The organism is Limibacter armeniacum (assembly GCF_036880985.1).
In the GTDB taxonomy this organism is placed as follows: domain Bacteria; phylum Bacteroidota; class Bacteroidia; order Cytophagales; family Flammeovirgaceae; genus Limibacter; species Limibacter armeniacum.
Window position 1 is genome coordinate 1,979,679 of record NZ_JBAJNO010000008.1, and the last position, 22,255, is coordinate 2,001,933.

Consider the following 22,255-nt stretch of genomic DNA (forward strand, 5'->3'; position numbering starts at 1 on the left):
AAGTTTAATTTCTGGCATTTGGTCATGTAGAACCTTGGGATATGCCATGTTAATATTTCACGTTTAAAATTGTATAATGTTTAGGTAAATCTCGTAATAAAAAGGATTTTATTGTTCAGGAATAGGTCTTTGGTCTGTATTGTGTTCTTGATCACCAAATCGGATACGAGGCAAGTACTCAGGGAACTCATCACTGATGTAGTTAATCATTTTCTCTCGGATATTACACCTTAGATCCCATGCTTGACTGGCATTTCGGGCACTGACCAAACACCTTAACACCATGGCATTAGGCAGTGTGTCTGTTACCTGAAGTACACAGACATTTCCATCCCAAAGAGGGTCACTTTGTAGGGCTTTTAATAAATACTTTCTTAGTTTCTCGATTGGAGCACGGTAGTCAACATGTAGAAAGACGGAGCCAATCAGTTTGGCCTCACTTCTTGTCCAATTCTGAAAGGGTTTGTCCGTGAAGTAAGTGATTGGCAATACGAGCCTTCGCCAGTCCCAAAGCCTGACAACCACATAGGTTAGGTTTATTTCTTCAATCCATCCCCATTCATTTTCGACAATTACAGCATCGTCATAGCGGATAGGTTGTGTGAATGCTATTTGGATTCCTGCCAGTAGGTTGGCAAGTGTTTTTTGTGCTGCCACACCAATAATGATGGATGCGATACCGGCTGAGGTAATCAATGTTGTACCTAATTTCCTTACGTTTTCAAAGGAAATCAGCATTGTCGATAGACCGAAAAAGAAAATAATCAGGATGATGATCTTTCTAAGATAGCTTACCTGCGTGACTATCTTTCTTTCCCTAAAATTATCTTCCTTATTGATATCATACCTTAGCAGAATTACTTCTTCTAGAATATAAGCCACCCTTATAAAGAACCATGTACCTGTTACGATGGCAAAAATTCGAAGTGACTTAGCCAATTGTGGATGTTGGTCAAGGTAGGCTAGTGTAGCACCTTCCGTAATCAGCATCATCAGGGCAGGGAAAAAGAAATAAGAAGGTTTCCTCAATTGTCGCCTGATAATTTTGGCAATTTTCTGATTGTCTTTTCGGAAAGAAACCTTGACCAGCCAGGCAATTACCTGATGTAGCAGTAAGCCTGCTATGGCACTGATCAGGAGTATCCATGTCCAATGTGGTACTTGGGCTATCAGTGATTTGATTTGTATCATAAGTAGTTTATTCAGAGCGTTAGTCAGGTGTTATTATAACATTAGAATTGGTTTCTTGATCTCAATTTAGGCGTCAGATGTTTTGACAGTCCTGAGGGGTTAATTTGAGCTTGGAGATGTCAAATTTGTTGTCTTCAGCGATTTTGAGGAGTTTTTGGTAAGTCTCTTGTTTCAGCTCAGGTTTTCTTGAAAGGACCCATAGATAATCTCTGTCAGGTGAGCCAACCAAGGCATATTGGTAATTTTTTTCATCCAAAGCGATGATAAAGTAGTCTCCTGCAAATGGCCAAAAGAAAGAGACTTTTAGCTGCCCTTCCTTACTTTTGTCAGGTCTCCATGCCATCCCTTGTGACTCCGACACTTTTGAGGGATCATTGATATTGACACCCTTATTGGTGACAGAAATTTTACCATCATTTTTAATGGCATATGTTGCGGTGACACATTTCAGTTCCTTTTCAAATGAGTTGGGAAAGCGGGCTATTTCATACCATCTGCCGATATATTTTTGCAAGTCAACTTTTGCTACTGTAGGCAATGTCGGGTCATCATTTTTGCAAGCAGACAGTCCGATTAACCAGCATGTGAATATTAAAAGCAGCGTTTTGATTTTCATATTGATCAGTCTTGAGGTACTTAGCTATAGGTAAAAATCAAAAGCAACGTACTTGTGATACGCTGTTTATTAATTAATAAGGCTATACGGAATGTTAATAAAATTCCATATAGCCTTTATATATCAATCAATATAAACAGAATATTGTTATGAAAAATCTTAAAAATCCAATTTCATTCTCCTTTTAAGCGTTTCAAAACCTAGCTTTTCATAAAACTTTAAACTCCCCTTGTTTCGATCGTAAACATTCAACTCAATATGGTTCAGGTTACGTTGTTCTGCCCAGTCACGGGCTTCATCAATAAGCAAGGAGCCTGTGCCTTTACTTCTGTAAGCATCATCTACTACAATCTCATCAATCAACAAGTACTTCTCCTGTTTGAAATTTGCGTACTGAGGAGAGTTTTCGATAATCAGCTTCATCACGGCTACAACTTTCTGAAACTCTGTCTCCACAATGATGATCTCAGAATCAGGGTTTTCAATCCATTTAAGGACTTGATCATATTCTCTTGGAGGTCCAGCAATACGTTGAAATATCTCAGGGTATAATTCAATATGAAGTTCATCCAGTTGTTGTAGCAAACGGCAAATAGCTTCATAATCGTTGCTGTTGGCTTTCCTTACGACAATTTTATTCATTGCAAGTATGCTATTGTTGATTGGCTAATTAAGATTCTGTCCTGAATAAGAAGTGTTTGGGTTTTTTTGTGACAAATCTAAATATAGGAAATGTAACAAAAAGTATTGTGTGAAGATCAGAAGGAAATGAAGGAGAAAAAAGAACAAAAGTCTTATAAGGTAAAATAGTCCAAAAAATAAGCTCCGGTTTTTGCCGGAGCCTAATTGCTTTTATAATGACTTGTTGACGATCGTCGATGAAGCTTGCGCTGTTGGGAAAACTACCAGATCGGCAATGTTCACATGGTAAGGTCTTGTAACGACAAAGTGAATAATATCAGCAATGTCTTCTCCTTTTAGTGGAGCGAAACCTTTGTAAACATTGTCAGCTTTTTCTGTGTCTCCTTTGAATCGTACTTCCGAAAACTCCGTTTGCACCAAACCCGGATGAATTCCGCCAACTCGGATTCCATATTGGTTCAGGTCAATTCTCATACCCTTGTTGATGGCATCCACTGCGTGCTTAGAGGCGCAGTAAACATTGCCATTCGGGTACACTTCTTTACCTGCAATTGAACCGATATTGATGATGTGACCGCTTTTTCTTTCAGTCATACCTGGAATGACAGCTTTGGATACATAAAGCAAGCCTTTCACATTGATGTCCATCATGGCTTCCCAGTCTGCGATGTCTCCATCCTGAATTGTTGAAAGTCCATGGGCATTTCCTGCATTATTGATCAAAATGTCAATTTTACTGAACGACTCAGGCAGGTTTTCAATAGCCGCAAATACCGCTTCCTTATCTCTTACATCAAATGAAGCTGTATGTACTTTAACCTTTTTGCCCAGTTTTTCACTCAGTTCATCCAGACGGTCTTTTCTGCGGCCGCATAGGATCAGGTCAATTCCATTGTCAGCAAAGATTTCAGCTGTTGCTTTCCCGATACCAGAAGTGGCACCCGTTATCAGTGCAATTTTACTCATTCGTATATGAAGTTTTATAAATAGAAGTTGGGGATAATACTTTTATTCGGCCAGTGCCTGTATTACCATTCTTTCTATAACCCTAGGGTAATAGAAGTGTTCGAGTTGCAGCACTTTTCTGGCAACCTCTTCAGGAGAGTCATCTGGAGCAATGTCACAAGAAGCCTGAAGGATAGCCCTACCTTCATCATAATGCTTGTTGCAGAAGTGAATAGTGATACCTGATTGTTTTTCGCCTTTAGCGACAACAGCTTTGTGAACATTCATTCCATACATGCCTTTTCCTCCAAACTTAGGTAGCAAGGCAGGATGAATGTTCAGGATTCTATCAGGATATTGTTCCAACATATCTTCGGGAACAAGCCATAAAAAACCCGCCAGAATCACAAGATCAGTATTGAAGTCCTTCAGGCAATTGAGGACGCTTCCGTTTTCATAAAAGTCTTTGCGGTTGAAGTAGTGTGACTGTACTCCCATTGAAGTAGCAGACTCCAGCACTTTAGCCTCTTTACGATTTGAAATGACGATAAAGTTGACTTGTTCATTGCCCTTGAAGTGCTCAATGATTTTGACAGCGTTGCTGCCCGTTCCTGATGCCAGAATGGCGATATTGATTGTTTTCAATTTGTTTGAAGTTTATTTCCAGTCCCTGCAAGCAAGCAGCACTTTAATAGCTGATTTATTTCAGATAAGTGTCATGGCAAGTACACCGCTAACCATTACCCATTTGCAGAAGTTACTGAGGAAGGAGAATTTCCTCTTGGTATCTGCACGGTAGAGCAATACGCTAAACCAGCCCAAAGGTAAGATCATTACAGCAAAATAACCATGCAGCCATGCGCTTTCGATATAAGTCAGTAGAATTATTGTAATCGTGGTAAAAGCCCCAAGAAGAAAGAAGACCAGACTTTTGGTTTTTCTGAATCCCCATACAATTGGGAGCGTCTTGCATCCAAATTCAAGATCACCTCTCACATCTTCCATATCCTTAATGATTTCCCTGATAACTGATATGAAAAACGCAAATACGCCATATATATAGATCAGGTAATTCTGAGTCTCAAAGTAGATGCTCAGTATCAGGACTGATAAGGCAGTCAGTGCAGCTACACTGATATTACCGATAAACGGTTCCCTTTTGAGCTGATTGGAATAAAGCCACAACCAGAAGGCAGCGAAGAAATTGATGATGCCTATTGTTTTTGAAAGGTAAAACCCGATCGCAATACCTATGAAATTGAAGGTTGTGTGAGTAAACATGGCAACCCTTCTGCGCATGATTCTTCCAATAACTACCTCATTTGGTTTATTGATAGTATCAATCTTGACATCGTAATAGTCATTGATGATATAACCAGAAGCTGCAATCAATAGGGTAGAGAAACAAAGCAGCATAAACCTTGTGTCCATCAGGTGAGCAACCCATTCTTCCTTAGGGCCGATCAGGAAAATTCTGGCCAAGTACTGTGTAAGGGCTACAATCAGTAAGTTTTTGGCTCTGATCAGCTTCAGGAAATCAGGAATGCTGATAAAGAAGTCATGCTGTTTGGTTGTTTTTGTCATATTGTGAAGAAAAGGGTAATGACTGTTTACCATTCATTTTGTCACCAGACTATACTTGAATAGCTAGGCCTGATGCAAAAATAAAAGAAGCCTTGATTTGACTCAATAAAATACAAAAAAATAGCCTTCAGATTCATAATTTTCTGAAGGCAATGTCAAATGAAGTGGATACTTCTACTTTACCAATATCTTTTCAGTGATCAGCATATCCCCCTGTTTATATTTCAGTATATAAACTCCCGGAGGAAGGTTGATGACTTGACTCTCTGCTTTTATAAGTCCAATCTGTTGGTTGAACGTATTGATTATTTCAATTTCCCCTTCTGTATTTTCAGTTTTAAGGTTGATGGTCCCTGTAGAGGGATTAGGGTAGACACTGATTCGAGATATAGCAGAGAAAGGCGCTTGTTTATCTTTTTCAAAATCCTTGACCTTAAATTGAAATCTTTCTGTTTTGAGGAGCATCCCTGTTTGATTTAACCCTTCAAATAATTGTATGGTAATGGTGTAATCGCCAGCCTGAAGAGAACCAAGGTAAACTTCAGCAGGAAAGGAGGAGGTTGTTTTTTGATCCGTTTGGTGGTTACCATTGGATACGGAATAAGCAATGCTTCCGGCATTTAATTCTGGTTGGTATAGGATGGCTGAGATACCAGATGTAGAAATTAACCTAGGAAAAGTATCTCCATTTTTAATTAAATGATGGACTTTATGGGAGGTGCCATAGGCGTGTGGGTCGACAAGCATCAGCCTTCCTGAACTTTGTGCCATTACCTGAGCTGCCAAGCAGCAACAAATCAGGGTAACGCCATACCTTATGAAAAACATATGCATAGTAGTAAGTTGAGTTGCCTGCTGATTCAGAATTGTTGAAGCACATATTGGGGTACTGGCAGCAGGTGTATAGTTAGGGTGAAAGCTATTATTGGATTTAGGTCTGTAGAAAAGCTAATCTTCCTACTTTTTTCATTCTTATAATAATGAATAGAATATCTCTTAGTTGGTGATAATTAATACCTATTTAAACGTATTTTTATTAAGACAGTTGGGCTTTCTGATTGGTTCAGTTAAAAACTTTGTCATTTGTGAATATATTCAAAATATACAATTTGTCTGTAAGGATGAAAATTAGGTAAGTGCTAATATTTATTATATAAGCGCTTAAATGTTAGCCTATTTTTTTAGAATTTTATTATAACAAATCGGATTTTTTGTAGTTTTCGAAATAGTTCATGGAAGAGGAGGTTTTTAATGTTTCTTAGAAATATTATAGAATTCTCTAAAAAGTTATTACCAAAATTTCACGCTTGAATTTTTATGACAACAATTAAACTGGCTATCCAAAAGTCGGGAAGACTCAGTGAAGGGTCAATGGACTTGATACGTAGATGTGGTATCAAAGTGAAAAATGGAATTGGTAAGTTGAAGGCAGAAGCTTCGAACTTTCCGATTGAGTTTCTTTTCCTAAGGGATGATGATATTCCAGGTTACGTTCAGGATGGTATTGCTGACATTGGTATCATCGGGGAAAATGTAATGGTGGAAGAAGATAGGGATGTAACCGTGTTGCACAAGCTTGGTTTTTCACGTTGTAGGCTTTCAATTGCAGTTCCAAAGGGCGATCAGTACAATGGAGTTAAAGACCTGCAAGACAAAAGCATTGCAACATCCTATCCAAAAATCTTGAAAAACTATTTGGATGAGCATGGGGTTGTGGCAGATATCCACGAGATCAGCGGCTCTGTAGAGATTGCTCCAAGTATTGGTCTGGCTGATGCTGTTTGTGATATTGTAAGTTCTGGCAGTACACTTTTCCAAAATGGCTTGAAAGAGGTAGAGAAAATCTTCTATTCGGAGGCTGTGATGGTAGGTTCTCCCAATATGGCAGAGGAAAAAATGGAGCTTGTAAGAAAGCTGCTTTTCAGAATCAAGTCTTTACAGACTGCAGAAAGTAATAAGTATATCTTGCTAAATGCACCTGAGAAGTCTATTGAGAAGATCAAGGCTGTATTGCCAGGGATGAGAAGCCCGTCAATTCTTCCATTGGCAGAGCCGGGTTGGGTCTCATTACATTCTGTTATCAATGAGAATGATTTCTGGGAAAAGATAGAGGAGTTGAAAGAGGCAGGAGCAGAGGGAATTCTTGTTGTTCCGATAGAAAAGATGATCAACTGATTTTAATGGAAATGTTTTACTCAAGGGTTTTCCTAATCTTATAACTGAAGATGCAAGTATTTAAATACCCTGAAAAGTCTGAATGGGCTTCTTTGCTTCAAAGACCAGCCATGAGCTTTGAAGATATAGAAGCTCGTGTAAAACCAGTGATGGAAGCCGTAAAGGCAGAAGGAGATAAAGCTTTATCAAGGTTTACTAGCCAATTTGATGGAGTTGAGCTGTCAGCATTTGAGGTAACAGAGGAAGAGTTTGAAGAAGCTTCTTCTTTGGTAAGCGATGAGCTGAAAGAGTCGATCAATATAGCCAAAGAAAATATTCTGGTATTTCATATGGCTCAGAAAGAAGGTGTGGAGAAAATTGAAACCATGCCTGGCGTTACTTGCTGGCGCAAAAGTGTAGCAGTCCAAAAGGTAGGACTTTATATACCGGGAGGTACTGCACCTTTGTTCTCGACAGTGCTGATGTTGGCTGTTCCGGCTGTAATAGCTGGTTGTGAGGAACTGGTACTTTGTACTCCTCCTAACAAAGAGGGTAAAGTACACCCTGCTATTCTATTTGCAGCTAGAATATCTGGTATTCAGAAAGTATTTAAAGTGGGAGGTGCACAGGCTGTAGCTGCCATGACCTATGGTACTGAGACAGTACCTTCTGTCTACAAGATTTTTGGACCAGGTAACCAGTATGTAACAGCAGCCAAACAGTTGGCAGCCAAAAGTGGTGTGGCTATTGATATGCCTGCAGGGCCTTCAGAGGTAGCTGTTTGGGCAGATGATACGGCTAATCCAGCATTTGTTGCAGCTGATTTGCTATCACAGGCAGAACATGGTGTCGATAGTCAGGTCTTGTTGGTGAGTACTTCTGAAACATTGATTGAGCGTGTGCAAGAAGCAGTTGCAGAACAGCTGTCTGTACTTCCAAGAAAGGAGATTGCTGAAAAGGCTTTGGAAAACAGCAGGTCAATTTTGGTGCAGAATGAAGCTGAAGCGTTGGAGCTGATTAACGAATATGCTGCAGAACACCTTATTTTGGCATTGAAATATGCTGCTGATGTAGCGGAGCAAATTATCAATGCAGGCTCTGTATTTATTGGGCATTATACACCTGAAGCAGCAGGAGACTATGCGTCAGGAACCAATCATACATTGCCAACTTATGGGTATGCACGTAACCATAGTGGTGTTTCTTTGGACAGCTTTTACAGAAAAATCACTTTTCAGCATATTACCAAGGAAGGGCTTCAGGAGTTAGGGCCACATGTTGAAAATATGGCAGAGGCAGAGGAGCTTGCAGCACATAAAAATGCGGTGACTGTTAGGCTGAATGCTATAAAACAATAATCCTACAATGGAAAGCGACCATTTTCATCCAAAAAAATAGCGGCAAGCAGTCTTTAAATTTAGAATGCTTGCCGCATTGCTTTTAATAAGCAAAATACGTTGATGATAATCTTAATTATAAGCCGTATTCGTCAATGTAAGCCAAGATACCACCTTTAAGGTTATAAAGATTATCGTAGCTCTCATCTTCAGCCTCCAGGAGTTCGATAGCATGCGCACTTCTTTTGCCGCTTCTGCAATGCACAACTACTTTTTTATCTTTTGAGATTTTATCTGTTATTTCTTCAATATTGGTTACAAATTCTCCAAGTGGAATCAATTCTCCATTCAGGTGTGCTTCATCAAATTCAACTTGCTCTCTTACGTCAATAAGTTGGAAATCTGCATTTTCATCCTGTAGTTTTTTCAGGTCCTGAACTGTGATCTCTTTCATGATTTTTTAATTTTAGTTTTATGGACGGATTTGAAATTCTAGCTATTTAACTGCACAGTTAAGTGCAATTGTTTCCGTATCATGGCAAGTTACTGCAAATTTTAGATTCGCTTGCTCGATATATGGAATTATTTGCGGATAGGGCCTTGCTGAGGTAATAACATAATGGGTGAATTTTTGAAATTCAGTAAACAAAATTGAATGTAATTTGAAAATTGTGCTATAATTTCCTTAGAAATATCAAATTTTTGCGATCTATCCCTTAATTTGGCATTTAATCCAAACAAAACGCTTTGAAATTGCTTATCAGAAATGGTTAGAAACAAATTTCAACCCAATTGTTAGGATTAAACATACAGATTAGTAGTAAAAATATAAACAGCATGAGAATAGAACTGAACAGACTCAATGAGGGAATTTACTTTGAAGGTGTAAGTGAAGAAGGCAATACAGTCAGAATGGATGGCAAAGCTGGCTCTGAACTAGGAGAAGGTAAAGCCATGAGTCCGATGCAGTTGGTGCTGACAGCTGTAGCGGGGTGCAGTGTGATCGATATTGTAGGGATTTTGAAGAAGCAGCGTCAGGATTTGAGAGATGTGAAAATCGTCGTGGATGGTGATAGAGCAGATGCTGTTCCCGCTCCTTTCACGAAAGTACATATCCATTTTGACTTCTATGGAAACCTTGATGAAACGAAAGTGGCACGTGCCGTTGAGTTGGGTGTAGATAAGTACTGCTCTGTAGGAGAAATGGTTAATAAGACAGCTGATATTACCCACAGCTTCAAGATTCATCCATAAGCGGAGAAAATCCCATTGCCCACTTTGAATTAATTGACATAAGTAACTACTCGAACCAGATGGAAGATAAGAAATTTGAAACGTTAGCGATCCGTACCCAATTGGAGCGCTCACAACACAGAGAACATACCTCAGCGATTTATGCCACTTCAAGCTTTGTATTCAATGATGCAGAGCAGGCAAGAGCCATGTTTGCTGATGAGATTCAGGGGAATATTTATACTCGTTTCTCCAATCCCAATAACTCTGAGTTTATAGATAAGTTGTGCCTGATGGAAGGTGCAGAAGATGGTATGGCGATGGCATCAGGTATGGCCGCAATGTTTACCAGTATTGCAGCATTTGTTAAGTCAGGTGACCATATTGTGGCTTCCAGATCGGTATTTGGTTCTACACACCAGATTCTAACTCAGCTGTTGCCGAGATGGGGCGTGACACATACTTATGTAGACATTACAAACCCTAAAGGTTTTGAAGAGGCTATTCAGGAAAATACGAAGATGATTTTTATTGAGTCACCTTCCAATCCTGCCATTGACCTTATAGATATTGAATACTTGGGTAAAGTGGCAGAAAAACATGGTGTACTGTTGAATGTGGATAACTGCTTTGCCACTCCTTATCTTCAGAACCCAATTAAATATGGTGCACACTTGGTGACGCATTCTGCAACTAAGTTTATCGATGGGCAGGGAAGAGTTATTGCAGGTGCTGTAGTAGGTAGTAAAGAACTGATCAAGGAAGTTCGTTTCATGGCAAGACATACAGGACCGGCCCTTTCTCCATTCAATGGATGGATACTGTCAAAAAGCCTTGAGACCTTGGCTGTTCGAATGGATCGCCATTGTCAGAATGCATTGGAATTGGCAAAGTTCCTTGAAGACCATGATGATGTGGAATTGGTGAAGTATCCTTTCTTGCCATCTCACCCACAGTATGAGTTAGCCAAGAAGCAAATGCGTCAGGGTGGTGCTTTGGTTACTTTTGAAATAAAAGGAGGAATTGATGCTGGTAGGAAGTTCCTTGACTCGGTGAAAATGTGTTCATTCTCTGCCAATTTAGGAGATACACGTACAATTGTAACACACCCCGCATCGACTACCCATTCAAAACTTTCGGATGAAGAAAGACTGAATGTAGGGATAACACCTGGCCTGATCAGGGTATCGGTAGGTTTAGAGCATATTGATGATATCAAAGCAGATATACAGCAAGCCATTGCAGCAGCAAGAGGCGTGTGGGTGTAAATGTTTTTGAACGTAAAGTATATTGTAAGGCTGTCCTGTGGTTGGGACAGCCTTTTTTTGTATAAATCTGTGAACAATATCTAACTGGGTAATTGATCTGCGGGACAATGCTTAAATTATAGGTAAGATTTATACCCCATTTGAATTTTACTTACTGATTTCGAAATACTCTATGCGTTTTGTTATCCCTAAAGAGGAACGGATAAACAAATAAACTCAACCGCTATGAAAAAAAATGCTATACTAGCCCTACTACTACTATGGGTTTCCCCATTACTATTTGCCCAATCCAGTATCAGCTTTAAGCCTTCCAACCTGCAAGGTGCAAATGTAGGTAACCCCACTTCTCTTCAGTTTGGCCCTGATGGTAGGTTGTATGTCTCCGAAGTGACAGGTAAGATATGGGCCTTGACTGTACAACAGCAAGGAGATGGTTCCTTTAAGGTGACCAATTCTGAGACTATTACCCATATCATGAATATCAAAAACCATGATGATATCGGAACCCCAAACCAATCAGTAAATTATCGTTTGGTTACAGGAATACTGGTTGCAGGTACTGCCAATAACCCTGTGCTATACGTGTCGTCAGCAGATGGCAGGAGGGATGGTGATGATGTTGATACCAACTCGGGGATTTTGACGAAACTTACTAAAAATGGAGGCTCTTGGGACAGGGTAGACCTGATAAGAGGTTTGCCACGAAGTAAGGAAAGCCACTCTGTAAATGGTATGGACTTGGATGAAGCTAACAATAAGCTTTATATGATGGTAGGTGGAAATACAGATGCAGGAACGCCTAGTGGAGGTAAGTTCTTTCACACTCCTGAATATTACATGTCATCATCTTTGTTGGAGATTGACCTTACTAAGCTTGAAAGTATGACTGTGTGGACAGATAAGCGAACCAATACAAAGTTCGTTTATGACTTGCCTACAATTGATGATCCTGAAAGAGGAAATATCAATAATACACATTCAGAATTTCCGTATCCTCAGGGGCACCCATACTACAATAAGTCAATTGATATCAACGATCCTTTTGGAGGGCATGGTGGCTTGAATCAGGCGTATTCTGAACCATCTTCCCAAAATCCGATTGTAATTTATTCAAGAGGATATAGAAATGCATTTGATGTGGTTTATGGTACAAATAAAAAGCTCTATACCATTGACAATGGAGCCAATGGAGGTAAAATGCCTAATATTTATAAGTCTGATGGGACTTATAAAAGCAATAACCCAACTGATTTTAATCAGGCAGCAGGAGACTATGTAACAGGCTCCATTGGTGGAGATATGGGAGCTTCTACTCAGGATCAACTCCATTATATTTACAAAGACTTTTATGCAGGACATCCTAACCCAGTAAGAGCTTTCCCAGAAAGGGCAGGCATTTTCACATATGATGACAATGGGAACCAAAAAGAATCTTACGAAACAGGTGAGCTGTTTCCATCAGGGCTAAAAGGGTATCCTGATGAAGGAAAGTACTTGACAACATACCCAGTCAACAATCCTCCTGACAATTCACTTATTTCCATTAACTCTTCCTCAAATGGACTGGATGAGTACACTGCTAATAGGTTTATGGGAAAAATGCAAGGAAACCTGATTGCAGCAATTTATAGAGATAAATCGACCTCATCTCCATCCTATAACCGTGGTTTTATTTTGAGTGTAAAACTTAACAGCTCAGGTACGGATGTAGTAGATCAGGATACTTTGGCGATTCTTGAACCTTCTGATGTTCCGCTTGATGTGACATGTCCGGAGGATGGAACCATTTGGATTGCCAACTTTGCAAGTGGGCGTATCGTAGTACTTTCACCTGATGAAAATGTTTCTTGCCCAACACCAGGTTCGGTTGATTATAACCCAGAAGCAGACTATGACCAAGATGGCTATAAAAACTCTTTGGAGGTTTTGAATGGAACAGACATTTGTTCGGCATCAAGTAAGCCGGCAGATGCAGACAATGATAAGGTTCCTGATGCTCAAGATACAGATGATGATAATGATGGCTTATCTGATAGTACAGACCCATTTGTTTTGGATAAGCAGAATGGTAAAACTACGAATCTGCCAGTGTATTACGGTTTTGATGCCTCTGCAAATGATCCAGGTTTCTTTACTTCAGGTTTTACAGGGTTGATGAGTAATGGAATTACAGATTACAGCGAGCAGTTTGGTGAGTTTGTATTTGTGAAAAACAACCCTGGTGTGTTTGGTGTGAAACAGGTAAATAATGGAAGTGCTATCGGTGATCTGAACTCTCAGGAGTATGCTTTCCAGTTTGGGTTTAATGTTACCCAACAGTCCGAGCCATTTACGATAACATCAAAGCTTTCAATGTCTTTTACTTATCCAATCAATAAGAAGTATTTCAATGCTGGTATTTACCTAGGAAGTGGTGATCAGGACAATTATTTGAAAGTAGGTTACCTCTATGATAATGGAGAGACTACAGCAGAAGTTGTATTGGAAGTAAATGGTACCACCCAAATTAACAGGTATCCTATAGAACGCTTGGATGAGGCTATAGAGGTGATATTTATGCTTGATGTTGATCCTGCCAATGCTACAGTACAGCCTTACCTTTCTATTGATGATGGAGAAACGATAGAACAACTTGGGGAGCCTATGAGTATACCGACCTCTTGGCTGTCAGCTAGTGACAATCAAGGATTAGCTGCAGGGATTATATCAACAGCCTCTCCTGAGGGAGATAATATTGCCGCTATGTGGACACACTTCAATGTAGTGCCAAATGATATTGCAGATATTTCACTTTCAAGTCAGTCTTTGGACTTTGAGTCTTCAGGGTTGGGTTCTCATACTCCAATGAGAATAGTAGAGCTGACCAATTTGGGTGATAAGGAAGGGGAGTTACCAGTTAGACTGAAATTAGTAACACTTACCGGAGCAGATGCTGATGGTTTTAAGATCCTAGACGGCTATAAGCAGAATGTGATCGTTGGAGCACCATTAACGATCAACGTAACGATGCTTACAGAAAAACAGGGTAAGAAAAACGCTACATTGCGTATCGAGCATAATGGAGGTGTTGAGCAGGTACAGCTGCAGGGTGAGGTTACAGAAGTTGTGGGGCTTTCACCAGATAAGGATAGGGTTTTGAACCTGTATCCAAATCCAGCAGCAGGTAATATTGTTCTGGAAAACACTTCCAACATAGCTGGTAAAGCTAGCTTCTTTGACTTGCAAGGTAAACTGATCTATCAGTTTGAGGTTACACCAGAATCTAAGGAAACGATCAATCTTAAACAGAGAGGAGCTTATCTTATTAAGTTTATTGGAACAGACGGAACGGTTCAACTTCTAAAGTTAGTGAACCTAGGCGAGTAATTGGATCATCAGTATAAATAATGCAAACGGCTTTCTTCAGGGTAACGAAGAAAGCCGTTTTTCTTTTTCCTTAATTCTTTCAGTTGTAGAAGGGGTGAGTTGATAGATTTATTCGCAATAAAGGTTGGATCATTGTTAACGAAACCCGTTGCATAAGTTGACATAACCTATTGTGTATTTCACCTTTTTGATTGTGAAATTCACATAAACAGGGATAGAGAATACACTTTCAAAGATTACATTTATTTCAGATAAACAAGTTGAAGTAATTTTCAAGACAAAGAAAAGCCCATCCAGATTGGTTGGGCTTTTTTAGCCTAAACCTTAACTTACCCCACTGAATTTGGTTTTTAAATAAAGGAAAAGCTTATTTCAAGGTTGTTTGACTCAATAAATGCTACTGAAAATAACTATTGCTGTATAGATAAATGATTGATTTTCTCAATATAAAGGAGAGGAAGCTGCTCAAAGTAGGAGGAATTGTAACGGTAGGTTTTTTAATTCAGTTTGTAATAGATCTGATTTTTAGACTCCAGTACCGCTATTATACCTTGATTGATTTTGGTCGGATTAAAGACTACATGATTACCACCCTCTATGTTACCATCCTGATTATTTGCATTGGAAAAATAAATGAATGGGTAAGTACCCGTTTTTCATGGAAGGAAAGCTCCAACCAAAGGTTACTTATGCAGTTTCTCATCACGATGCTCTGTGTGATTATTGTCAATACAAGTATTCGTTTCTTGATGGGTTATGGTAACAGGCTTTTGCTATTGCATGAAGAAGTCATCATTAACATCGTAGTGATGGGGGTCTTTTTTGTAGGAATGATGCTTGATTGGGGAGTGGATCTACTGAATAAATACAGAACCTCATTGGCAGAAATCGAAAAGTTCGAAAAAGAGAATATTGAGTTTAAACTCGAAATGCTCAAGACGCAGGTCAATCCACACTTCTTATTCAATAGCTTGAATGTACTTTCTTCCTTGATCTACGCAGATCAGGATACAGCTTCCCAATATGTAAGAAAGTTGGCAAACTTATACAGGTATATGCTGGACAGCCATACAAAACAAATTACCACCTTGGAGGAAGAGTTGAAGATGCTGGAGGCTTATATCTACCTAATGACGTTAAGGTTTAGGGAAAACCTGATTATTGAACAGCGGATTGATACCCAATACTCAGGGTATTACATAGCGCCTATGACATTGCAGCTTTTGATTGAGAATGCGGTAAAACACAATGTCGTATCTAGGAAAAAGCCATTGATTATTGAGATTTATACAACTGACGAAAAGAATATTGTGGTAAGGAATAACCTTCAGGTGAAATCTGTCTCTGAAGGCGAGTCAACCAAGTTGGGTTTAGGAAATATCAATAGCCGTTATCAGTTTATTTCCGATAGGAAAATTGAGATCATCAAAACAGAAGCTTATTTCACTGTAACTATACCATTACTGACAAATTGATATGAATGTATTGATCATTGAAGATGAGCCACTTGCTCAGGAAGAAATGGCTCGCCTGTTGAAACGTTGTAACGAAAGTCTTGAGATCATAGACTATTTGGACAGTGTGGAAGAAGCTGTAGAGTGGTTTTTATCCAACGACAAACCAGATTTGGTCTTTATGGATATACAGTTGTCAGATGGGCTTAGTTTTGAGATTTTCAGTCAGGTAAATGTAGATTGTCCTGTAATTTTCACTACTGCTTATGATGAGTATGCGATTAGGGCATTTAAGGTGAATAGTGTTGACTACTTATTGAAACCCATTGAGGAGGAAGCCTTAAAAAGTGCACTGAAGAAACATGAGCAGCTTTTGGAAGTGTATGGAAGTCAGTCAGGGTTGACAGTAGGCCAACTATCAGAGATTATTAATATCCCAAGGCAGGGAAGTTATAAAGAACGCTTTGTCGTGACTTTAGGTGACAGGATAAATTTTGTAGAGACAGAGCGTATTGCCTATTTCTTTGCTGATAATAATACGGTTTATCTGATAATGGACGAGGGAAAGAAATTTGTACTTAACTACAAATTGGAACAGTTGGAGAAAATGCTGAACCCAAAATTTTTCTTTAGGCTGAACAGAACCTATATCTGCAATATCAAGGCAATTAAGGAAGTACATAAGTATTTCAATAGCCGTTTGCTGGTTATGTTAAATCCGGATGTGAAAGATCACGAAGTGTTGGTTAGTAGGGCAAGGGTCCCTGAGTTTCTAAAATGGTTAGAAGGGGATTTGAAGTAATGCTGCTTGATTGAAATGAATGATATGCCTAAAAACTTATTACATATAGTATTTTTATTGCTCAGCTTGAGCGGATGTCACAACGTTGTGTTGGTAGTTGAAGGAATCCCTGAGAGTACTCCTGACGGTGCATCTATTTTTGTTGCTGGAAATTTTAACTATTGGGATCCGGGGGATGGACGGTATGTACTCTCCAAGAATGAAGAAGGAGACTATATCGCTAACATGCCATTTGGCATAGGAGCACTTGAATATAAATTTACAAGAGGAGATTGGACTACAGTTGAAGCAGGTATCTGTGGTGATGAAATAGCCAATAGAATGGTTGAGTACGGAGACGATGATACAGTGAGAGTAAAAATCGAAAGCTGGAAAGACAGAGGACCAACCAACTGTCCTGAGGTGACCTTGGTAGTGGATAAGTTGCCTGAAGAGCATCAGTATTCGGAGCCTATCTATGTGGCAGGGAATTTCAACTTATGGAACCCTAAGGATGAAGACTGGAGAATGCATCAGGATTCGACGTCCGGAAAATATACCATCACTATTCCAAGGCCTAATGATTTTGCGGAAATACAGTTCAAGCTTACTCGAGGAGATTGGGAAACAGTTGAGGTAGATGAAGAAGGATACGATTTGGAGAACAGGTATTTTACTTTTGGCAGAGATGATACTTTGTATATAGAAGTAGCAAATTGGGCTGATCGTATGTCTCACCTGAATGTGAAAGTGACCTTTCTGGTAAAGTCATTACCTAGTTATACTCCAAAGGATGCATCCATCTATTTGGCGTGCAACCATAATGCTTGGAATCCAATGGATAAGAAAAGTAAGTTGGATAGAAATGATAATGGTACGTATGCCATCGAAGTCTATCATAAAAGAGGGACTTGGTTAGCTTACAAGTTTACACGAGGGGGATGGAATAAAGTGGAGACTAATAGTGATGGAAACGATATAGATAACAGGCATCTACTTTTTGATTATGAAGATACTGTGGAAATAAAGATTGAAAACTGGCGAGACAGAGAGTCTATAGAGCAATAGATAAAAAATGGCAACCTTTAGAAGGTTGCCATTTTTTTATCACGATGTCATTAGAGCTTATAGAGATTCTTCTCCCTCTTCATCCAATGGATAAGGTACATAAACGAAGTTTACAAACTCTTTGTCAATAACAAACAGGCAGCAAAACTCATCTGGATTCTTATAACTGTTTACAAACTCCTCCATCTTTTCATCCGTAATCAGGTTGCGTTGGATAAATTCCTCCGCAAAGGAGATGTAATAATTCCACTCAAGGTCTTTTCTATCATGCTTGCCTAATAGCAGTTGCCCTACATTGGCTTCATCTTTACAAATAGGAAAGATGGGATAATCAGATATATCTCGGGCTCTCACTTGGTAAGCGCCTTCTTTAAGTGTGCTGGCTACTTTAATGAAGTCTGTTGTGATTGTGCCAAGGTACTTGCCGTTCAATTCAGGATCGTTGTACATATGTATTTCTTTACGTACGGTTATTATCTTCTTTATTTTGTACAAATGTCCGAAGCTAGTGCCTTATATGCAAAGAGATTTTAAAGGAATACAGGTTAGGGATGTTCAATTTTCAGGGAGTTTCGGTTATGCACTTTGTCATATACCATTTATTGTCTTCAAGTCGGAATTGCCAACTGAATCTTCCATCAGATATAACTTTCTCTTTTTTAAGCTCTGTGTCCTTTTCATAAATGTAAGGACTGCCTGAAGCTTCTTGTACAGCGAGCTTTCTGTTAAGTACCTCCAATGCTTCAATTTGAGTGTTGGATAGGTGTGATTGCATCTGATTTCGATTTATTCTGAATTTAGAGGCATAGGTGAACTTCCATAAGAAATGTCTGAAATTTTCGTGTGTTTCATGAGATTTCTGATGAATTCTTACATGTTCAAAAACATGGTAAGTGCCGCTGAAAAAAGATGCTGCTCCTGACAAAATCAGAAGCAGCGATAGTAATTTTACTTTCATAAGTAAATTTTAAATCAAAAATAGAAGTAGTCACATTCAGAGTAGTGGTTCAGTCGTTGTTAACAGATTGATGGAAAGGATTATGTTCGAATTACATCAATAAAAGTACATAGGTGATTTATATCCTGAAAATCTGTTAGCTTATGTTTTGATTATTGCTTAATGGGGGCTAACCATTTTTTTTGTCAACTTTTTCATTCAATAATGAACTTTCTTTCAAGGGTTTAATGGTTTTATAGGCTGAATACAAAAAATCTCTTCCTGACTCAACAGAAAGAGATTTTTAGTGTATAGATCAATTTTCTTTAAAAAAACTGAATTGATGTAACCTTTTACTTTAGATGCCTTTGAAATACAGGGTAACTTCATCAAAGAATACACCGTGATGCGCTACAGCTTTTGTGTGAAAACCAAGAGCAACCCACAGGTTTCCTGACTCATCCGTTTTGGCAGAAATTGGTTCATCAAAGTTGTTGCCGAAGAGTTGCAGTGGGTTGTTAGCTAGCTTTGGAACTGGAATGTTTCCAATTTTTTGAAGGTCATCACCGGACTCACTTACACTACCAAGGTCAAGGTCTTTCAGCCTGATGACATTGTTTTCGTCTAACTCTGTAGAAATCTCTGAAGTAAATGCTCCAAATTTTAAGCTTACAGAGGAAGAATCCATTTGTGTGTCACTCAAAATATTGTCTTCTAAGAATGAAATCATCTTGAGCTTCATTGTTATACTGTAATTCGTATTTGGTTGAAGCCCTGATATGCTGGTCTTGATATATTGAAATGCTTCCTCCTGATTGTTGTTGCTTATGTCTAAGCCCCAATACCCCATGCGTTTGATGGAGTCCAGTTTGAAGTCATAGTCTGTGACGTTTTCCTCAGCTACCTCACTGTATGCCATTTCCCATCCCTGTGTTGTGCCCTCAATATCACCGCTTTCAGTCATCCCAAAGTTGTAATGGCTGTAATAGTCATATGGAGCGCTGATTGGTTCTGTGTCATCTATGCAGCTTGACAACATCAAAACAGATAAAAACAATGCGATTGATATTGAAAATTTCCTCATGTTGATTGAAAATTTATAGACTGTTAACTCTAAAAAAAGTGTAAAAATTTTGATTATTAACTGTGTTGAAAGGCGCTGCAGCTTTCTTTCTTATTTGTCTTAATGACACTGATTACTAGGTGTATGGTTGTAATAATTGTTGAAAAAAAATAAAAAAAACGGGAATGATGTGAACTCATTCCCGTTGTAGCATATTAATGCTCAGATAGTTATTAATCCAATGTGTATTTTAAGCCGAATAGCACGCCAAAATTAGAAGGCTTAGCACCTAATAATGTGTCGTCATTACTGAATTTAGTAAGGGCGTGCCTATAGTTTGGACTTAAAATAAGCATGAGTTTTGGCATGATATCATAGCCAACTTCAGTGCCTATCGTTGCGGAGATAAAAAACTTGTTAAGCTCATCTTCTATATATGAAGACTCAATGTCGTTCTCAAGTGTTGTCTTGTAAGTGTGGTTCAATGCAAAGTTGGCAGAAAGACCAGTATTGACTGACAGTTTTACTTTCTTGTCCAGCAATCTGTATCCAACTTCCACAGGGATACTTAGAATATCAAATAGGTGTGTTTTTGTATAGTCTTCTGTTTCCATTAGGTCAAAAACACTTATATCCCTACTGATTTCAGTACTGCTTACGTTACCTTCTGAGTTGATATCAGGAGCTACCACATATTTGCTGCTTGCTTCAAACTCAAATTTCATATACTCCAAGCCAGTCTGTAAAAACCAGTTGTTGCTTAATTCCTTGCCTATTTTACCTCCAAACGAGATGCTGCTTTTAAGCTTGTAGTCATTTTCACTTTCAATGGCCGCTACTGTCTTGTTGTTTCTAACAGCTGACTCTACGTCTGCAGCAAATTGCACACCGTCATAGAGGTTTCCATTAAATGTAGTGCCCAGTTGTGATACCTGACTTTGCTGCCTTGGAGAGAAAAATGCAGCGGCAAAGAGTGCATTTTGTTCAGAACCATCTTCAATTGGAATATAGGACGCCTCTCTTTTTAATTGAGGTACCTCCATACGAGGGAAACCTGCAAGCTTCAACCCATTTCTGTCAGCTAGTTCAGATTCAATGTTATGCTGCTCTATATTGTATTCAGTATTTTGAACCGCCATTGCTGCAAACACTTTTGGTTGACTTGCTTGTACAGAAGGAGTGTCAGCAAGCATTCTGGCAGAATTGTTTGGTGTTCCTGATACTGAAGCTATTGAAGTCGCAACAGGAGGTATGGCAATATTGCCATCATTACTTGAAGCTGTATTGTTCTTGACTTCCTCTGATTTACTCTCTGTTTTCAGAGCATTGGACTTGAATAATGCTTGTTTGTTTGTTCTACTATTCGATTGTTGAGCAATCTCTTCAGGATTTATGTCATTGCTCTTGTAGCCACCAAAGTAGGAAATAGAAACAATCAGGATAATACTTGCAGCTGCCGCCAAACCACTACTAAACCATAATGGAATAATGCGGGCTCTTTTCTTTTCAAGTTTTGCTTCAACGGCTTCCCATACTTGTGCAGATGGAGTAATGGAAGTCTCTTGCATTTGAGATACCCAAACTTGCTCTTTACTAGCTTTTTGTTCTAAGGATTGCTCAATATTGTTCCATACTTCACTTGATGGTGAAATAAATGCGTTTTCTGTAGCTGATTGCCATGCTTGATTAGTTTTGACATCAGCAGTATCCTTGGCATCAAGTTTATTTTCAATTTTATCCCAAAGGTCACTGGAAGGCATAATGGCAATAGGGTCAATAGAATTGGTATCCATAGCCTTTTGCTCTAAGTGCTGATCAACTGATTCCCAAACTTCGTTTGATGGTTTAATTGAAGCTCCGTCAAATTGTTCAGCCCAAGCCTTCTCAAATCCTTTGTCAGTATGTTCAAACGGCTTTTTCATATGCCTTTCTATCTTCCAACTTAATTTTTTGCTGTAACAATTGCTTTGCTCTTGAATATTGGGATTTCGAAGTACCCTCACTGATATCGAGTTGATCGGCAATTTCCTTATGGCTATACCCCTCAATAGCATACAGGTTAAAGATGATCTGACAACCTGAAGGAAGAGACTGAATCATACCCAAAAGCTCATTAAAGCTGTAGTCTGATAACACAATGTTTTGCATGTCATGGTAGTTGCGGTCATCCACTTCTTCCATAGGTTGATCATACAATTTTCTCCTTTGGCTGTTGAGTGCCGTATTGATCACAATACGTTTAATCCATGCACCAATTGTTGCATCTCCTTTAAACGTACTGATCTTATCGAAAATCTTGATGAATGCATCCTGTAGAATATCTTCTGCTTCTGCAATAGACTTGGAGTAACGGGCAGCAACTGCCAGCATGTTTGGCGCATACAGCTCAAACAGTCGTTTTTGGGCTTTTCTATTGCCCTCAACGCACCCTTCAACAAGTTCTTTTTCTGTCATGATATAAGGCCTTTAAAAAATCATGTTCATTAGAATGACACTGACATTTGTTTGAAAGTTGGAATAAGTTCAAAGAAAACGGCTTGTTGTTTATTTAACTATCACATTATGAATTATTTAATATGTTATTAGACTAAAAGAATGTGAATATGAAAGTGTAGC

21 protein-coding genes are annotated in these 22,255 nt (G+C 38.9%); 8 read left to right on the plus strand and 13 right to left on the minus strand.

What is annotated here, in order from left to right; all coding sequences use genetic code 11:
* Positions 1-108 precede the first annotated feature (108 nt).
* From V6R21_RS14055 to V6R21_RS14085, 7 genes are all read right to left on the minus strand, one after another.
* Positions 109-1,191 carry a mechanosensitive ion channel family protein gene (locus tag V6R21_RS14055; protein ID WP_334244258.1) on the minus strand — a complete coding sequence of 361 codons (1,083 nt, stop codon included), beginning with the start codon at positions 1,189-1,191 and terminating at the stop codon, positions 109-111.
* Between the two features lie 73 nt (positions 1,192-1,264).
* Positions 1,265-1,807, minus strand: a complete 543-nt coding sequence (locus tag V6R21_RS14060; RefSeq protein ID WP_334244259.1) for a lipocalin family protein — start codon at positions 1,805-1,807, stop codon at positions 1,265-1,267.
* Positions 1,808-1,966: 159 nt separating this feature from the next.
* Positions 1,967-2,449, minus strand: coding sequence for a GNAT family N-acetyltransferase (locus V6R21_RS14065; RefSeq protein WP_334244260.1), 483 nt, complete (start codon positions 2,447-2,449; stop codon positions 1,967-1,969).
* 210 nt (positions 2,450-2,659) lie between these two features.
* A complete protein-coding gene (locus V6R21_RS14070) occupies positions 2,660-3,415 on the minus strand; it encodes an SDR family NAD(P)-dependent oxidoreductase (protein ID WP_334244261.1) in 756 nt (251 codons plus the stop codon).
* 42 nt (positions 3,416-3,457) lie between these two features.
* Entirely contained in the window at positions 3,458-4,039 is a 582-nt protein-coding gene (gene purN, locus V6R21_RS14075; RefSeq protein WP_334244262.1) for a phosphoribosylglycinamide formyltransferase, read from the minus strand.
* A gap of 60 nt (positions 4,040-4,099) precedes the next feature.
* Positions 4,100-4,978, minus strand: a complete 879-nt coding sequence (locus V6R21_RS14080; protein WP_334244263.1) for a geranylgeranylglycerol-phosphate geranylgeranyltransferase — start codon at positions 4,976-4,978, stop codon at positions 4,100-4,102.
* Between the two features lie 174 nt (positions 4,979-5,152).
* Positions 5,153-5,806, minus strand: coding sequence for a T9SS type A sorting domain-containing protein (locus V6R21_RS14085; protein ID WP_334244264.1), 654 nt, complete (start codon positions 5,804-5,806; stop codon positions 5,153-5,155).
* 489 nt (positions 5,807-6,295) lie between these two features.
* On the opposite strand from V6R21_RS14085, the gene hisG reads away from it, so the two are divergent.
* Positions 6,296-7,153 carry an ATP phosphoribosyltransferase gene (gene hisG / locus V6R21_RS14090; protein WP_334244265.1) on the plus strand — a complete coding sequence of 286 codons (858 nt, stop codon included), beginning with the start codon at positions 6,296-6,298 and terminating at the stop codon, positions 7,151-7,153.
* A gap of 50 nt (positions 7,154-7,203) precedes the next feature.
* On the plus strand, positions 7,204-8,490 hold the full coding sequence (hisD, locus tag V6R21_RS14095) for a histidinol dehydrogenase (RefSeq protein ID WP_334244266.1): 1,287 nt from the start codon (positions 7,204-7,206) through the stop codon (positions 8,488-8,490).
* Between the two features lie 115 nt (positions 8,491-8,605).
* On the opposite strand, the gene V6R21_RS14100 is transcribed toward hisD, so the two are convergent.
* On the minus strand, positions 8,606-8,923 hold the full coding sequence (locus V6R21_RS14100) for a rhodanese-like domain-containing protein (RefSeq protein WP_334244267.1): 318 nt from the start codon (positions 8,921-8,923) through the stop codon (positions 8,606-8,608).
* Positions 8,924-9,306: 383 nt separating this feature from the next.
* On the opposite strand from V6R21_RS14100, the gene V6R21_RS14105 reads away from it, so the two are divergent.
* From V6R21_RS14105 to V6R21_RS14130, 6 genes are all read left to right on the plus strand, one after another.
* Complete coding sequence (locus V6R21_RS14105; RefSeq protein WP_334244268.1) at positions 9,307-9,723, plus strand: OsmC family protein; 417 nt, start codon at positions 9,307-9,309, stop codon at positions 9,721-9,723.
* Positions 9,724-9,782: 59 nt separating this feature from the next.
* Positions 9,783-10,970 carry an O-succinylhomoserine sulfhydrylase gene (locus V6R21_RS14110; RefSeq protein WP_334244269.1) on the plus strand — a complete coding sequence of 396 codons (1,188 nt, stop codon included), beginning with the start codon at positions 9,783-9,785 and terminating at the stop codon, positions 10,968-10,970.
* 225 nt (positions 10,971-11,195) lie between these two features.
* A complete protein-coding gene (locus V6R21_RS14115) occupies positions 11,196-14,336 on the plus strand; it encodes a T9SS type A sorting domain-containing protein (protein ID WP_334244270.1) in 3,141 nt (1,046 codons plus the stop codon).
* Between the two features lie 428 nt (positions 14,337-14,764).
* Positions 14,765-15,811 carry a sensor histidine kinase gene (locus V6R21_RS14120; RefSeq protein WP_334244271.1) on the plus strand — a complete coding sequence of 349 codons (1,047 nt, stop codon included), beginning with the start codon at positions 14,765-14,767 and terminating at the stop codon, positions 15,809-15,811.
* Position 15,812: 1 nt separating this feature from the next.
* A complete protein-coding gene (locus V6R21_RS14125) occupies positions 15,813-16,592 on the plus strand; it encodes a LytR/AlgR family response regulator transcription factor (protein WP_334244272.1) in 780 nt (259 codons plus the stop codon).
* 24 nt (positions 16,593-16,616) lie between these two features.
* A complete protein-coding gene (locus V6R21_RS14130) occupies positions 16,617-17,639 on the plus strand; it encodes a CBM20 domain-containing protein (RefSeq protein ID WP_334244273.1) in 1,023 nt (340 codons plus the stop codon).
* Between the two features lie 57 nt (positions 17,640-17,696).
* Here the strand turns inward: V6R21_RS14130 and V6R21_RS14135 are convergent, their stop codons facing one another.
* The 5 genes from V6R21_RS14135 to V6R21_RS14155 all read right to left on the minus strand — a co-directional run bounded on the left by V6R21_RS14135 (position 17,697) and on the right by V6R21_RS14155 (position 22,093).
* Entirely contained in the window at positions 17,697-18,089 is a 393-nt protein-coding gene (locus tag V6R21_RS14135; RefSeq protein WP_334244274.1) for a hypothetical protein, read from the minus strand.
* Positions 18,090-18,201: 112 nt separating this feature from the next.
* Positions 18,202-18,597, minus strand: coding sequence for a hypothetical protein (locus V6R21_RS14140; RefSeq protein ID WP_334244275.1), 396 nt, complete (start codon positions 18,595-18,597; stop codon positions 18,202-18,204).
* Positions 18,598-18,934: 337 nt separating this feature from the next.
* Positions 18,935-19,660: a hypothetical protein gene (locus V6R21_RS14145; protein WP_334244276.1), complete on the minus strand. Its 726-nt coding sequence runs from the start codon at positions 19,658-19,660 to the stop codon at positions 18,935-18,937.
* A gap of 212 nt (positions 19,661-19,872) precedes the next feature.
* Positions 19,873-21,561 carry a porin family protein gene (locus V6R21_RS14150; protein WP_334244277.1) on the minus strand — a complete coding sequence of 563 codons (1,689 nt, stop codon included), beginning with the start codon at positions 21,559-21,561 and terminating at the stop codon, positions 19,873-19,875.
* Positions 21,545-22,093 carry an RNA polymerase sigma factor gene (locus V6R21_RS14155; RefSeq protein WP_334244278.1) on the minus strand — a complete coding sequence of 183 codons (549 nt, stop codon included), beginning with the start codon at positions 22,091-22,093 and terminating at the stop codon, positions 21,545-21,547. The genes V6R21_RS14150 and V6R21_RS14155 overlap by 17 nt, the downstream gene beginning before the upstream one ends.
* Between the last annotated feature and the right edge of the window lie 162 nt (positions 22,094-22,255).